The 14672-nt window shown below is 60.7% G+C and carries 19 protein-coding genes; 3 read left to right on the plus strand and 16 right to left on the minus strand.

Annotated features, from left to right (window positions below):
- Positions 1–16 precede the first annotated feature (16 nt).
- The 12 genes from GOB86_RS10935 to GOB86_RS10990 form a co-directional block, all read right to left on the minus strand.
- Positions 17–586: a DUF4054 domain-containing protein gene (locus GOB86_RS10935; RefSeq protein WP_165992364.1), complete on the minus strand. Its 570-nt coding sequence runs from the start codon at positions 584–586 to the stop codon at positions 17–19.
- Entirely contained in the window at positions 586–1029 is a 444-nt protein-coding gene (locus GOB86_RS10940) for a hypothetical protein (protein WP_165992365.1), read from the minus strand. The genes GOB86_RS10935 and GOB86_RS10940 overlap by 1 nt, the downstream gene beginning before the upstream one ends.
- A 5-nt stretch (positions 1030–1034) precedes the next feature.
- Positions 1035–2096: a DUF2184 domain-containing protein gene (locus tag GOB86_RS10945; RefSeq protein WP_165992366.1), complete on the minus strand. Its 1062-nt coding sequence runs from the start codon at positions 2094–2096 to the stop codon at positions 1035–1037.
- Between the two features lie 6 nt (positions 2097–2102).
- Positions 2103–2645, minus strand: coding sequence for a structural cement protein Gp24 (locus GOB86_RS10950; RefSeq protein WP_165992367.1), 543 nt, complete (start codon positions 2643–2645; stop codon positions 2103–2105).
- 18 nt (positions 2646–2663) lie between these two features.
- Complete coding sequence (locus GOB86_RS10955) at positions 2664–3878, minus strand: DUF2213 domain-containing protein (protein WP_165992368.1); 1215 nt, start codon at positions 3876–3878, stop codon at positions 2664–2666.
- A complete protein-coding gene (locus tag GOB86_RS10960) occupies positions 3871–5448 on the minus strand; it encodes a phage portal protein (protein WP_338421526.1) in 1578 nt (525 codons plus the stop codon). The genes GOB86_RS10955 and GOB86_RS10960 overlap by 8 nt, the downstream gene beginning before the upstream one ends.
- The gene (locus GOB86_RS16120) at positions 5387–6811 is read right to left on the minus strand and encodes a PBSX family phage terminase large subunit (protein ID WP_242012625.1); all 1425 of its coding nucleotides are present in this window, start codon (positions 6809–6811) and stop codon (positions 5387–5389) included. Before GOB86_RS16120 ends, GOB86_RS10960 begins: the two co-directional genes overlap by 62 nt.
- Positions 6808–7236 (minus strand): terminase small subunit-like protein, encoded by a 429-nt coding sequence (locus GOB86_RS10970; RefSeq protein WP_165992370.1) that lies wholly within the window; start codon positions 7234–7236, stop codon positions 6808–6810. The genes GOB86_RS16120 and GOB86_RS10970 overlap by 4 nt, the downstream gene beginning before the upstream one ends.
- Positions 7205–7624: a hypothetical protein gene (locus GOB86_RS10975; protein ID WP_165992371.1), complete on the minus strand. Its 420-nt coding sequence runs from the start codon at positions 7622–7624 to the stop codon at positions 7205–7207. Before GOB86_RS10975 ends, GOB86_RS10970 begins: the two co-directional genes overlap by 32 nt.
- Positions 7625–7829: 205 nt before the next feature.
- Positions 7830–8444, minus strand: a complete 615-nt coding sequence (locus GOB86_RS10980) for a hypothetical protein (protein WP_165992372.1) — start codon at positions 8442–8444, stop codon at positions 7830–7832.
- 88 nt (positions 8445–8532) lie between these two features.
- Positions 8533–9099, minus strand: coding sequence for a hypothetical protein (locus GOB86_RS10985; protein WP_165992373.1), 567 nt, complete (start codon positions 9097–9099; stop codon positions 8533–8535).
- Positions 9096–9839, minus strand: coding sequence for a DUF1376 domain-containing protein (locus tag GOB86_RS10990; RefSeq protein ID WP_165992374.1), 744 nt, complete (start codon positions 9837–9839; stop codon positions 9096–9098). The genes GOB86_RS10985 and GOB86_RS10990 overlap by 4 nt, the downstream gene beginning before the upstream one ends.
- Before the next feature lie 54 nt (positions 9840–9893).
- Between GOB86_RS10990 and GOB86_RS10995 the strand changes: the two genes are divergently transcribed.
- Positions 9894–10694 carry a LexA family transcriptional regulator gene (locus GOB86_RS10995; RefSeq protein ID WP_242012626.1) on the plus strand — a complete coding sequence of 267 codons (801 nt, stop codon included), beginning with the start codon at positions 9894–9896 and terminating at the stop codon, positions 10692–10694.
- A gap of 123 nt (positions 10695–10817) precedes the next feature.
- A complete protein-coding gene (locus GOB86_RS11000) occupies positions 10818–11120 on the plus strand; it encodes a hypothetical protein (RefSeq protein ID WP_165992375.1) in 303 nt (100 codons plus the stop codon).
- 385 nt (positions 11121–11505) lie between these two features.
- Here GOB86_RS11000 and GOB86_RS11005 read toward each other — a convergent pair whose 3' ends face one another.
- From GOB86_RS11005 to GOB86_RS11020, 4 genes are all read right to left on the minus strand, one after another.
- Positions 11506–11706 (minus strand): hypothetical protein, encoded by a 201-nt coding sequence (locus GOB86_RS11005; RefSeq protein WP_165992376.1) that lies wholly within the window; start codon positions 11704–11706, stop codon positions 11506–11508.
- Between the two features lie 3 nt (positions 11707–11709).
- Positions 11710–12189, minus strand: coding sequence for a hypothetical protein (locus tag GOB86_RS11010; protein ID WP_242012627.1), 480 nt, complete (start codon positions 12187–12189; stop codon positions 11710–11712).
- Positions 12190–12215: 26 nt separating this feature from the next.
- Positions 12216–12602 (minus strand): hypothetical protein, encoded by a 387-nt coding sequence (locus GOB86_RS11015; protein WP_165992377.1) that lies wholly within the window; start codon positions 12600–12602, stop codon positions 12216–12218.
- Between the two features lie 319 nt (positions 12603–12921).
- Positions 12922–13968 carry a GGDEF domain-containing protein gene (locus tag GOB86_RS11020; RefSeq protein WP_165992378.1) on the minus strand — a complete coding sequence of 349 codons (1047 nt, stop codon included), beginning with the start codon at positions 13966–13968 and terminating at the stop codon, positions 12922–12924.
- A gap of 384 nt (positions 13969–14352) precedes the next feature.
- Here GOB86_RS11020 and GOB86_RS11025 point away from each other — a divergent pair, with 384 nt between their 5' ends.
- On the plus strand, positions 14353–14637 hold the full coding sequence (locus GOB86_RS11025; RefSeq protein ID WP_165992379.1) for a hypothetical protein: 285 nt from the start codon (positions 14353–14355) through the stop codon (positions 14635–14637).
- Positions 14638–14672: the final 35 nt, after the last annotated feature.

The following is a 14672-nucleotide window of genomic DNA, read 5'->3' on the forward strand; positions in this document are numbered from 1 at the left end:
TCCGGTTATGGAAAAATCATGGCCATATGCGCGGCATTTGCGGCCCACCGGGCAGGTAGCGCGCCTGCCGCAACCCGCGCGTGGCAGCCCAGAAGGCCGCCCCATACTGGGTCTGGGCAAACCATGCCGCCCGCTCGGTCTGGGGGGCGTAATCGGTTGTGACCGAAACACTCCCCCTGCTGGCCGAGGCCACACGCCCGACCAGTCCGCCATTGCCCCCCTGCTCCTGCGGCAGGGTCAGGGTTGCAATGTGGGCCACCAGCAGGCCCAGCAGCAGGGCGCGCCTGCCCACATCGCGCACAGGGCTTGTGGGGGTGTTGGGCAGGTAAAGTGTGGCTTCCTCAAAACAGGCCTGCGCCTGCATGGCCCCCACACTGGCCGCAAGCGTGCCAAAGCGGGCGGACCATGCCGCGTAGTCAAACACGACCACGCCCGGTATGGCCGGAGCCGCCAGCACGGGGGCAGCCACAGACGGAACCACCACCGGGGCGGTTGCCGCCGTCTCCGCCGCAGCAGAGTCCACTGTGGCCGTATCCGTTGTGGCCACATCCAACGCCGCCCCACCCGATGTGGTGGCGCCCGACATCAGGCCACGTCCCGCGCAAAGGGCGTTACACCGGGCAGGCTGGCAGGCTCCAGCCCTTCCAGCCCGCTGCGGTGCTGGCCACGTTCGGCCAGTTCCGCTCCTGCATCGCGCTCGGTGGGCTGGGCAAAAATCAGCCCGTTTTTGAGCGGCAGAAAGTTGGGGTTCTGCGCGCACCATGCCTGCCAGAAGGCGGCATCCACCTGCGTGCGCCCCCCCATGCCAAGCAGGAGGTTGTCGCGCCCGTGGTAGCGCGGGTCGGCCTTGGCCCCGTCAAGCCGCACACTGGCGGTCGGCTTGGGTGGAGCCATAACCGGGTTGGGTGCACTGGCGCGCGCGGCCAGTGCGGCGGTGTCATACAGGTCAAGCACAAGCCCTGCGGGCATGCGGCAGATAACCGTAACCGTGCTGGCCGCACGGGAGGAGTTGGAAGGTGCTGCTGCCATTGGTGTTAAATCCCTGCCATGGTGACGCAGGCCTGCGGGTAGAACCAGATGGTCCCCCACGTGCCCTGCGATTTTTTCTGCCTGAAGCTGGAGGAATAGCGTTCCACCGCATGGGCGCGCAGTTTTTCGGTAAACGCGGTGGTCACGGCCTGCTGGCCTTCCACCTCGCTGACAAACAACTGCATGAGCGTGGTGGACGCCTGCCCGCCCCCCAGTGTTACCCCGGCTTCGGGCAGGGTCTGGATGGTCAGGTTGGGCAGGTTCTTCTTCAGCAGGTCACCCAATGCGACCTGAAACTGGTTGGTGTACAGCAAGCACTGCTGCCGCTCGGTCGGGATAACCAGCGTAAGGGGGGATTCCAGCGTAATGTTGCCCCCCATCTGGGCGGACAGCACGCCAAAAGCCTTGAGAATATCGGCATAAACCTGCACGGGGTCCGTTGTATCCACCCATGTATTCCCTGCCGCCGCCGTGCCCGATGCCGCAAATTTGGGCGTGGGCGTAATGGCTGCGGGCAGATTGGGGTCGTTAAGAGCGCCGTACAGTTCCAGCCCGGCAATGCCAAACAGGTTGATCTGGTTCTGGTTCCGGTTGAGCACAGAGGCCGAGGCAAGGTTTTTCTGGTTCACCCAGTCAATCTTGGCAGCGCCCATACGCTCCACCTCGCGCTCGCCCCAGCGGGTCCACGTCTGGTAGTAAAAGGACTGGCGCTGCACCCAGTTGGCGTTGGAATCCACCGTGCCAGCGGGCGAATAATCATCATACGCCGCAGCGTAACCGGAGAGTTCGACCACGGGGAACTGCGCGGTATCGGTTGTCCAGTCCCCCTTGCGCGCACTGCCGTAAATGGCCTCCGAGCGGGTGGGGGTTACAAGGGCACGGATCACCACCGGGTCGGTATAGGTGGTGAACAGGGCGGGAATGCCACTGTTAGGCATGGTGACCGCCGCATTGGCCGGCAGGGCCGCATCGTGCGCCAGTTCGGAAAAATAGCGGCTGACACCACCAAGGTGAATACCCCAATCCCGCGCAAGGGCTGGTGCATCGTTACGGAAAAATGTTGTCATTCTCTGTTAGTTCCCTGTGCCCGAGGTGGATGAGGCCACACTGCGCGCACCCGCCAGCGGCCCGGTCATAATAAAGGGCAGGCCCGCAGCCGCCCCCTGTGCTACGGTCCAGCCCGTATCCACCGTGCCCGTGGGGGCAGCCCCTGCGGCCGCACACTGGAGCGTGCCATCGGCCAGTGCGGCATAGACCGCCTGCCCCGTGGTGGAGGCCGTGTTGGCAAGGGCAAACACATCCCCCCCTTCGGCCAGCCCCACCATAAAGCCCTGCGCAATGGTCATGGTGTTCTGCGCAAGGTACTGCGTGGCCTGCCCCTGCTGGGTGCGCACCACAAAACCCGTTGGTGCGGCCTTGGGGTTTGCCGGGTCGGGCTTGTTCAGCACGGTTGTGCCGTCGGCCTGCACCCAGGCAAAAGCGGCAATGGCAACACCACCCGCACCCGCACTAAACCCGTTGGCTCCGGGCACCACCATGCGCTGGGGGTTCTGGCTGGCCCATGCACCGGGGAACCCGGCAGGCCATCCATAATGCACTGTATTGGGGAAAGGCATTGTTTGTGCCTCCTTGTTTTAAAGTTTGCGTGGCGCATGAACGCCAAAGCGGGTTGCAAGGGGGGCCGCATGATCGGCCGCGCCCACGGGCGCACCCGTGGAACCACCCGCGGCAGGGGAGGCCGTGCCAAGGCAGGCCAGCACAAGCGCTTTAAGCCCCGGTTCGTTCACGCCATCGGTGTGCACACCCTGCTCGGTCAGGGCGTAACGCAGGATGTCTGCTGCGCTGTCCATGCCCAGCACATCGCCCACCAGCGGGCGCACAAGGGTGCGGGCTTCCTGCGCGTGGGCCGCACGGGTGCGCTCGGCGGCAAGGGCGGCGGTTACGGCGGACTGCACCGCACTATCCTGCCCGGTGGTGGTCTGCGCTGTGGCGGGGGTCGCGGCTGGTGTGTCCCCTACTGTTGCAAGCGTGCCGCCACTCCGGTCCGTGGGGGGCGTGCCCGGAGCGGGGGTGCTGGCGGGGGCCGGATGCGGGCCAGACGCACTGGCGGGGGCAGCACTTGCGCCGCCGTGTTCGTGCGCGGTGGGGGCATCGGCCATACCGTTGTGCCGGAGCCACGCCCCAAGTTCGGCCACGCTGGCGGTCATGGCCAGCGCGCCAGAGGCAAAAGCCGTACCCAAACGGGCAAAAACCTGCCCCGCCGTGGGGGCAGAATGTGTTGGATCCATTGCAATGTCCTTTGGTTTGGCATCCGCCACCACAACATCCGGCCCGGCACGCCCGCTGGGCACAAGGGCCACGTGGTTGCCGCGAATGTTGGTCATGCGCCCGTCATAGGGCTGGCCTTCAAACTGGCCTGCCTCCATGACCGGCGTGTAGCGGTACGCGCAGGAGAGTTCGCGCTGCGCGCCCGAGCGGATGTTGTGAATGGCCCCGGCGTTCCAGATCGCCAGGGAATTGGTCAGGTAGGGGCTGGCAAAGCGGACATTGGTGCCCGTGGTGCCCACCACCAGATCGGCCCTTGGGGCGTCGGCCGTAACATGGGCATGTTCGGCCAGCACGGGCAGGGCATTAAAGCTGGGGGCCGCACGGGCCAGTTCCTTTGGGTCGCGCAGCAGGTTGTAATGCCTGTTGGGGTCCAGCCCCAGTGCGTCCGCCCCCGGTATTTCGCGCCCATAATAGGCGTTAACGGCTGCCTTGCTTATGGAGGTTGCGGCCACATGCAGGCGTCCGTCCTCATCGGTCATGCGGACCGAGCCCATGCGGTCATGGGCGAGTGTGTTATTCATGCTGTTCTGCTCTTTTTGCCTGTGGCGTGTTGACAAAACCCTTGTCAGTCCCGCCCGCATTGCCATCTGGCATGGGGCGGGCCAGCCCTGCGGTGCGGTACAGGCTGTGCGCATCCGCAGCCTCGCGCGCACGGGCCTCGTGCGGGGTGATCTTGCCCGATTGGATGTTGGCTGTATCCATGTCGGTTTTGGTTTTTTCCACCACCGCCGCCTCCTGCTCGGACATCTGCCACAAGGGCACGAACTCGAAGTCCAGATCGGGGTCTATGCTCCCCCACAGGTTGAGCTGGACAAGGTGGAACAGCACCCGCAGCACGGGGGCCATATGCGCCTCCTGAAAAGCTGCGATCTCGTCATAAAAAACCCTGATCTCCCCTTGCGAGGACGCGTTAAGCCCCTGCGGCTGGATGCCAAACAGCTTGACCAGCGGAATACCGGGAATACCGGCCATGAACTCCTGCGACTGGGCCTGTAGCTCCGCAAGACCACTGAGCGGGGCTGACTTTATGTCAAAATCCTCGCTCTCGCGGTCGAGCACAAAGGTGCCGTTGTTGCTCTGCCATGCGTTCATGGCCGCAACACGGGCGGTCACACTCTGTGCATCAATCTCGGCATACTGTGTGCCGGTATCGGATTGCATGGTGCCGCTCATGTCGGTTTTTAAAATCTTGGTGGCAAAGTTGCTCACCATGTCCGACACCGACTGCCTTGTGCGCAGGAAGTTGTGCACATAGGTTTCCAGCATCTGCGGGAGGGCCAGACCACCAAAGTTGAAGGCGGGTTTGAGAATATCCGGCACCTCAAACGGCACTACGCTCAGCAGGCGCGAACTGTTGACCAGCACCCCCTGCACCCACCAGTCCGCCGGGCGGTAATAGTCCGCACGGAGCGGGTTATCCGCGTTGTAGCTGTTGGGGGTTGTCCAGATCGGGTCTATGTTCACCAGCCGTTCAAGCTGGCCGCGCGCCATGCCGTGCGGGGTGGGGCGCAGGGGCACGGCCTGCCCCGCATCATTGAGTGGTACGCCGCGCAGACCCACCCAGATGTGGCCCACGCCAAAGCCCAGCCCATGCACAATCTGGCGGCGCACCACATCGCGCACATGCAGGCGCAAAAACTCCACTTCCACCGCGCGCAGGCGGGCTGCGGTCTGCACCGCATCGGCCTGCGTGCCATTACAGCGGAAGCGGATCCACGCCCGCGTGGCCTCACGCGCAATAATTTCCACGGGTTTTCTAAACTCGGCCCGCAGCATCATGGCGGACAGCGTGGGGTACCCCTTAAACGCCAACCCCTGCTCCACAAAGCTGGAAGCCATGCCATACTGCTCGGTCGCATAAGCTCCAAGCCCCGCATCCATGGCCAGCGCCCCCGCCCCACGCACCCCGCGCGGGGGCTGGTAGGGCTGGAACAGGGCCGCCGCACGGTCCTGCGCAGTGGGTGCGGGTGTTAGGGCGGAACTGCTGCCCCAACCAAACATGGCCCCAAAGCCCAGACGCCTTTTGCCCCTACCGCGCGCAGGTTGTGGCTGCACTACGGGGGAACTGGCCTGCCGCAGCACCGGCTCCATACGCTCCACCGCACCCAAAGGGCGTGCCCCGGCGGAGTGCTCCACCCCACCACGCGCAGACCCTGCGCCCAAACGCCCGCACAGGCGGGTCCACCAGTCTGTCATCCGTTTTTTCCGCCCTTGCTGGCATGAAGAATGTGCCGGAGTGTTCCGGCGTTAAAGCGGGGCATGGTGCGCCGGTTGTGAATAACCCCATCCAGCGCGTAGCGCAGCGCATCGATCCAGTGGTTGTGCGCGTCCTCCACAATGGGCAGGACATCCCCCGTATCCTTGTCAACCTTGTAGGAATATAAACGAAATTCCTCCGCCACCGCCTACAGCGCGGGTGCACCATAATGGCGTCAAACGCCTTGAGACGGGCTATGCCGTCCTCCACGCTGCCGGGCCATTTTTTGGCGGCACTCATACGAAAACCATAGCCACGGGAAAGAAAACTTATGGTTTCCGGCCGAGCACCATCCGCCTTCCACGGCCACAGCCGGGCGTGGGGGATCTGCTCCAGCATGGCGGGTATGGCGTCCAGCTCCACGCCAACGCCCCCTGCCTCGTAATCAATATAAAGCGTGTTCCCCACCACAAAGCAGCGCAGGGCGGCCAGTGGGTCTTTGGCAAACCCCCAGTCCACGCCATAGTAAAACCGCGTATCCTGCGGGGTGACAAAGTCCTGCACACACACACGGCCCAAAAAGATCTGGGCTGCGGAAAAACTCTGGTAGTCCCCCTCCCACACATGGCCGTATTCATCTGGCCGGGTGCGCTGGTCCTCTGCCCGCTCGGTTGCCAATGTGCCTTGTTCAAACCAAGGGTTATCCGACCAATTGGCCCGGACCGCCACAAGGTCCGCCCGGTCCGAGCCCGCACCACGGAAGAACGCATCCACCGCATCGGTCTGGGCATGGGGGTTCCATGACGCCCATATTTCCGCCCCTGCCTTGCGCAAGGTGGGGCGCAGCATGCGCCAGCTTTGGGCGGAAATGGACTGCGCCTCCTCCACCCATGCCCGGTCAAACCCTTCCAGCGACTTAAGGCTTTCCGCCGTGTGGTTCTGCATGCCCTGAAAAACAATCAGCCCATCACCGGGAGTGCGAATGGCCCTGTCCTGCACATCAAAATACCGGTTCAGATTAAACTGGCTGATTTTATCAATAATCAACTGGCGGGATGACAACTGCGTGGACTTCTGTACCTCGCGGATACACACCGTACGGTGGCCAGCCAGCCGCAGGTGTTCCTCCACCACGCATTCACCAAAAAAATGCGACTTGCCAGACCCCCGCCCCCCATAAGCCCCCTTGTAACGGCACGGAGCCAGCAGGGGCGCAAACACCCGCGCTGTGGGAATTTTCAGGCTTGGTCGGCTCATTGTCCTTTGTCCACCCGTGCGGGTGGGTCCACAATTACGCGGCGGATGGTGCGCGGCCTGCCATCGGGCTGGGCCGGGGCATCCGCCTGCTGCTCGGCGGTCGTTTTTTCGCCGTAGCGGGCGGGGGCACGTTTGGACATGATCCATTTGAGCGTATCAATCCGCAGGCGCATGGCGGCGGTGTCCTCCCCGTTAATGCTATGCACCTCCTGTAACAGCCGGTCCTCAAACGCTTCGGCCGCCAGCACGCGGGCACGGGCGTAACGGCTGGCAAGGGCGGGGCTTGCGCGCAAATTGTGGCGCATCTGCTCCCACGTGGGCATGCCCGGACCAGTGCTGATCTGGCGCAGGGTCTGCCCCTCTTCCACCTGGCTGAAAATATGCTCCCAGACCTCAGGCGTAATAGCCGGTTCTGGCATTCCCATGCTGGGATCTGGTATTTTTTTGCATGCAGGCATGGCTATGGGCCTTACTGTGTGGGGTGGTCCTGTGCGGCCAGCCCCCTTCCACCGTCTGGCTGGAGCGCTCACGCATGAGCATGGCCTGAATGCGCTGCATGGCGGGCGGGGGCAGTTGCCCCACCACCGGCCCACGCACGCTGCGTTCGTTAACAACGCAGCGCACACGCATCTCTGGCGGCAGATTGGCCTGAGCACTCTCGCACCATGAAAGGGCAACATCGGCCCTGTGGCGTGTGTTTTCCGCCTCTGGCACCAAAAAGCAGAGCAGCGCGCGCCCGGCCAGCACACCAACGCACACCGCATCCGCGCGGTGCAGGCGCACCACATCGGCATAGCTGATTGACTGGGTCATTTATTTTCCAAAAACAGGGAATGCGGATTTTATGCCGCCGTAGCGCCCAGCCCATAAAAAAAGCCGCCCGGTGGGGCGGCTTGGTGCGGTCTGGCGCAGGAATTCCAATGTAGGTATTCCAATACGCGGACTGCGCGCACATGGCAAGCGGAAAAAACACACAAAGGAAATATTTTTAGCAATCCCCTTTTATTCTGGCAGTTTTTTAGAACTCTTCTTCCCCGCTCCTACCGTGCGCATGGGTTTTTCCGCGCTGTTTGGCACGGCGCAGACCCTCATAAAACCCTTCAAGCTGTTCAAGCAGCATAGCGCACTGGGCGGATATTTTAAGCCGTGCCCGCGCATCCGACAGATGCGGAAAAATAACCTGCCCCATCTGCATGAATGACAGCTCATCCACCAGCATCAGCTTCAGCCGCACCTGTGCGCACAGGCCAAGAGCGTGACGTACATCGGCCACACGCCCGGCTGCGTGTGCACGCGTCATCTGCCACGAAACATCATCATGCCGGGTCAGGGTATTGGGGGTGTGGTGCGTGGGGTATTCAATATGCCCCACATTGGCAAACACCCAGTCCCTATACCAGCGTTCCGCCGCATTGGCCGCATTGGCCGCATCTTGCGTAATGTCCCGCGCATTGAGCAGCGCCTGCACCGTGCCCAGCACCCGCAACGGGCTACCGGGGGTGGACGTGTCTGCCACAAACACGAATTTTTCCATCCGTTCGGGTGTTGGGCCGCACGCCCCCTGCGCCACCAGCAGACCGGCGGGTGGGGCCGCACCCCGTTTTTTGGAAACCTGCGTGTGGGATGTGCTCATTTGTATAAAATCCTTGCATGCCCTGCCTTCCGCACCTGTGGGGGAAATGGGCCGTAAACTGTTCAACTTTTTGTGACTCATGGCGCGCTCAGAGCGGGTTTTTCATACAATCCACATTATCCACAGGGTTGTACACAGGCCGCGCCACGTGCTGCTGCTCCCATTGCGCCCAGCGCCGCTCCTGGGCCTGCTCTCGCGCAGCACGCTGCTCGGCCTCCGCCACCAGCAGGCGCAACCGGCTATGCGTGGCACGGGCCATGCCGCACTGTTCCTCCAGCAAGGCCACAAGCTGTGCCGCAGACGGAAAAAATGTAAACGCCACCAGAGCGCGGCGCACGGTGGCCCCGCTCCATGCCAGCGCGGGCACCCCGGCACAGGCGGCAACCAACGCCACACAACGCAGTTGCAGCGCAACACCGGGCAAGGGGTTGACCACGCCCGCATTCAGCATTTCGGCAAACTCCTCCACCACACAGCTCAGTTCCGGCTCCAACAGGGGGAGCAACGCATGGCTGTAAGCGGGCAATATGGCCTGTGCCTCGGCCACAATCTGGGATGGGAGCGCAAACCCACCGGGGCGAAAACTCTCCAGCCGCGCGGCAAGGGCGGGGCTTATGCGGGGCAGGCGCACTGGTGTGTGGGCGCGCGCGCTCATGCTCCCTGCTCCACGCCACAATCGGCACGTTCGCATTCTGCATGCCCTTCTGGCCCATGGCCGGGCGCGGCCTTACGCTGCTTTAACCGCGCAGCCTGCTCCTCCAGCGGATGCGGCGCACGGCCCACACCACGCCCCCCGCGCGCGCGCACCTTGCCACGCATGCCCTGCCCATGTGCCACCCCCTTATTGTCATCCCCCAGCGAACGGAGTGAGCTACTCTCCCTCTCCCTCTCACTCTCCCTTGCATGTGCGTGGGCTGTGCCGTGCCATGCCGCCCCCTCCTCCGCTGCGGGTATGGATGTATCCTCCGGCTCACGCCCCCAGCGGCGGGCGGCGCGGGCGCGCTGGGCCAGACGGGCCTTCCATGCCTGATTGGCTTTTTGGGCAATAACAGGGTGGTAAAGCCGCCCGTCCGAGCAGACCACCCACCCATGCAGGGCCACAGCCCGCAGGCCCGGCCAGCGCCCCCCAGCACCGGACAGATGGGCCAGAACCCGCTCATTATGGGGCAGGCTCCCCGCAGGCACCTGCTGCCACGCCTTGCACCACAGGGCCACGGCACATTTGAACCCATCCCCCGTGCTCAGGGCGAACAGGTCGCTATCGAGCAGGCGGCAGGTATCGAGCGGCATAAAGGGCAGACCCCGCAAATCGCTCTGCGGTGGGGTCAGAGGGGCCGGAAAAGGCCTGTGCGGCTCTTGCACCGCATCCGGCAGGCTGGTATGTGCGTTGTTCATGCACACAATGTGCGTACAAAAAACACAAACTGCAAGCGGTTTTTACGCACTGACATGCACGACACTTTTGCCCACAATGCAGACATGAACCAGAATCGGATCACGGACAGGCTTAAAGCCCTGCGCGAGCGGGCCGGATACACGATTCGTGAGTTTGCGCGCGAACTGGGGTACGGAGAGAAGTTTTCCTCCTACCGCATGTATGAGACCTCGTACAAAAAGGATGTGCTGCCCCTGCCCATGGTCAAAACCATGGTGCCGCTGCTCAGTGGCCGGGGGGAACCACCCATTACCGCCAACGAGGTCTGGAACCTTGCGGGCGTAAGCACGGGCGAATCCGGCCTTGTGGCCAGAATGACCCCCCGCCCCGCGCCAGCCCCGCCCAAACCGGCGGCCGAGGCCCTGCCTCCCGCGGGCTCGGGCCGCATTGCCATACCTGAATACGACGTGATCACCTCGGCCGGGCCGGGCTGCGTGCCCGTGCTGTGCGCCCCGCAGGACGGGCTGCGCCCGGTGGAACACTGGACCCTGCCGCGCGGTTACGTGGCTGCTTTTTCCGAAACGCCAGACACGCTGGCCATTGTGCGCGTGGCGGGGGACAGCATGGAGCCGGACTACCAGTCGGGCGACCGGGTGCTGGTGGACACGGCCCACCGCATTCCCTCCCCCCCCGGCGTGTATGTGTTGTGGGACGGGTTTGGCCTTGTGCTCAAACGCCTGGAGCTGATCCCCGGCATGGAGGAACCCCGCCGGGTGCGGATCATGAGCATTAACACCGCTTATTCCACCTACGAGCTGACCTTGGACGAGATCAGCATTAACGGTCGCGTTGTGGGCAAATGGACATGGAAGTAACGCCCAGCGGCCCATAGGCCCGCCGCCGCCTCCACACATATGCGTGTTATCCAGCTTGCGTTGTGCGTTTATTACGCACATACTGCCCGCGTGTAGTTGAGGGAGAACGCTTTGGAACCGCACATGACCTGCCCCGACCACCGCGCCTTAGCGCAGGTCGATGCCTATGACCATGCGGCCCGGCGCGGCCTGTTCAGCACAGACCAACTCCCCCGCGCCACGGCGCAGGAGATCACCCGCTACGAACAGGCCATTCTGCACCTGCGCGCAGCCAGCCACAGCCTGCAATGGCCATTTTACACCAATGCGGGCTTTGCCACGGACCAGCACCGCTATTGCGAGGAAAGCATTGGCGAGATCGTGCAGACCGTGCGCGACCTGTTGGAGCAACACAGGCGGGAGCACGGCGCACGCACCACGCTGTAGGCTCGGAACCGGCATGGTCTGCTGTTCTGTGCAGGCAGGCAGGCCAATGCCCGATGGATTTGTGGCAAGCCACAGCCCAGCATAACACCCAGCAATCGACCTGCCCGCTCTGCCATAGACTACGCACAACTGGGCAGATACGCCCGAACACACCAGATAAACGAAAAATCTTTTTCAAACCATGGGCTTTTTTGAAAGTTTTTTCCATCAAAGCCCATGGTCGATCACAAGATCCCTCTCAAAACACCCGTTTAATCCGTGCCCTGCCCCTAATTGGGCCAGCCTCCATCACGCTGGGCAAGCAGGCGCAGTGCTACGGCCAGCGCAAGCCCTGCCAGCCCCACAAGGCCCCCGCCCAACACCATGCCGCACTCAAAGTCTACACTCATGATGCCTGAATGGCTGCATTATCTGCCTGACATTTGGCAAACAATGCGGCAACATCCGCATCACTCGGGCCTGTGCCACTCCTGCTCTGCTCAAGCGCGCTCAGAACCGTATCATAGGCCTCCGGGCCATATTTTTCGGCCAATGAGACAACAGTCCCCACAACGCCAAGTATGGCGCTAATTTCTGCTGCGGTCATGGTTCAGTTGCTCCCTATGGCGGCCGGGGTTGCATCCCCCGCAGATACGGCGGTCGACGCTGCCGTTGTAGTGGCAACAGCCGTGCTGGACGCGCCAGCAACAGGTGTGGCAACCGCAGCGCAACCGGTTGGCGTTGTACCGGCCGTAAGCCCGGTCCAGCAGGTGGAGAACGAGGCAAAATCCGCCTGCAAGGCCGCAACGGCGGTTTCGGTCAATGTGCTGCCCGCCTGTATGGACTGGTCAAAAGCGGCCAGTTCGTTCAGCACAGTCTGGCTGGCCTGCCGCGCAAGCGCCTTTTGCGCGGTATTCAGGCTGACACCGGGCACATGCCCGGCCATAACATCGGGCATGGGGCTGGCCAGCAGATGGTACGCACTGGCTGTGTCATACACAGCCTGACGCAGCTTATCCTGCGCGGTTTGCGCGCACGAACACAACATGCACAGGGCCGCAAGGCAGGCCACTTCTGCATAATTTTTCATTTTGATCGATCCTGTAAGGAAAGTTTTCAGGGTGTGTTAACGCTACTTGCAGCACCGGGGACCGCAGCACTGGCCGTGGTCTGGGGTGTGGACACCGCGGGATTAATGGCCGCGCCTGTTTGCGTCGGTACGGTTTTGGTCAGGTGTACCGCCATATAGGGCACAGCGTACCGCACCCCCAACCCCGCAACCCGCACGATCTGGTACAACGCAACCAGCACACGCCCCTGCGCGGGTGCTGGCACGGCTGCGGTTATAGCCGCACACGTCACCATGCCCGCACAAATAAACAGGGCGACGTTTTGTGGTAGCATGGCAAAAAATGAAGGAATAAAAGCAACAATAGCAGCCACCTTGGCTGTGTTACCTGTTGTGGCACCCGTTATGGGCACGCTCTGGCCGGTATTGGCCATAATGGAGACCTCCCTTAATAGCTTGGTTGAGTGCAGCCATGCACGCCACCACGCAACACCGGAGGAAACAGGGCGCACAGGCCCCGCAACCCAAAGTGGTCCATGCCCCAGATACAAAAAAACCCGCCCCCAACAAGCAGGAACGGGCAAAATGGCACAGGACGGTCACGTAGAGGAAAAGCGTGGTTCTTCTGGCGTATTCTGCTACGCCACCCCCAATGGGGGCAGAACTGGCAACACTACAGCCCTTATGCCACAAACCGCGCGCAAGTACACCTTTTTTCTGCCCGCCCGCACGCATATGGTTGGGGCGAGGCGTTCAAACAGATGCTGGAACGTCTGGCGCAAATACGGTGCGGACAGAACCTTTGTTATAAAAACAGACGCCATCACGATGGTTTTTCTTCATTTCATACAAGCTGATATCCGCGTGTCCCATAAGGGATTTTTGCGTTGTTCCATCCTCGGGAAAAAGGGATATGCCAATGCAGCACCCTACCTGAAGGGGAATATCGTTCACACAATGCGCTTCGACCACAAGGCGGTAAATTGTATCCGACAAGGCCTCAATTTCCACAACATGCTCGTAGCTGGCGAGTACAATAAACTCATCCCCTCCCAACCGACCGATAAAGTCATGCGTCTTTTCAAAAACGTCTTTCAGCTTGCCGCCAATAACACGCAGAATTTCGTCACCTACAAGGTGGCCATAAGTATCGTTTATGTCCTTGAACTTGTTCAGGTCGATCATCATGCAGGCAAAGTTTTTGGCGGTCTGGGCACTTTTTGCCAGCATCTCCCCAAAATGGTCGTTCAATGCGTTCCTGTTGCTCAGATTTGTCAGGTTATCTGTGTACGCAATTGTTTTTAAGTGTGAAATTATTTCATGATTTTTAAAGTAGTCGGTCAGGTAGCCCACAATGGACGACCAGAGCATGACAAAAGACAGGACCAGCACAAGGCTATGGACGTTCAGCCCCGCCCCCATAACAGGCCCCGTGCCAGAATGGGCAAGGGCGTATTTGTCCACAATATGATCCGTAGCAATAAAAAGACCAATAATTGCGCCAGAGACATAGTTAGAAAAAGCAAAACCAAGGTCAATAACTTTTATGGCACAGTAAAATCCGAAAACCACAAACAGGTAGGACATTAACGGATAAAGCAGGCCGACCGTATTATGCTCCAGCCCCATAGCCCGGAATAGAATAATGTAGTGTATGCACCATATACTGGTCGCCATAAAGAATGGAACAAACGGCTTTATGGTATTGCGGCCAAATGTAAACGCCACGTCGTCGAGCTTGTACAAGGCTCCAAGCAAAGCAAGACAGGCGGATACAAAAGAAACGAGTTCCATCATCATGAAAATTGGTATTTTAATAAAAAATACATATCCCGACATCTACCCTGAATCTAAATTAGGCCTTCAATGCTTAATATATACAGTACAACCACCAACCAGAATACTATAATTTTTTTATCATAGTAAAAAAGAAGAGATACGCGCCCGGGCCGGTAGGGTGCGGGCTGTTCTTCCCTGGTGCCTTCTCGCAAAGCAGCATACCGGCGGATACTTGCTACCTGACGTAATACTGACTGGCCTCGGGTTATGTGTGCGGTTACTGTGCTGTCCAATTTGGAATATAAAATTTGGAGAACAATAATGGGACGGAAAAGCTCAAAACCTTTCTGGGCCAGATATTACAAAAAAGCCGCCTATAACCGGCATTATTATTTGAAGAAGAAAATGAAGGATAAAGTTACCTCCATTGGCATTATGCTCTTCGGTGGCGCTGTTATTCTAGGATGGGTTTTGCCAGCCCATAACGGAACACACCCAGCAGGTGTTAACGCCAAAGCGGCCTATGCTGCTCAGGCCGCCACACCTGTTGCCATAACGGGTTATCGTCCCGATTTTTCCTGCTCTGCCGATCATTCAAAAGACAGCATTGCCATGGCTCTGTTGCAAAATTCGGGTATTGGGTGTGCTGAACCCTTTTCGTGGGTTTCCCTTACGCGACAGCGTGGGTGACGGGGATTCCGAGCGCGGTGAAGCGGTTGAGTATG

The sequence above is a fragment of the Acetobacter lambici genome (genome assembly GCF_011516885.1).
GTDB classification, from domain to species: Bacteria; Pseudomonadota; Alphaproteobacteria; order Acetobacterales; family Acetobacteraceae; genus Acetobacter; species Acetobacter lambici.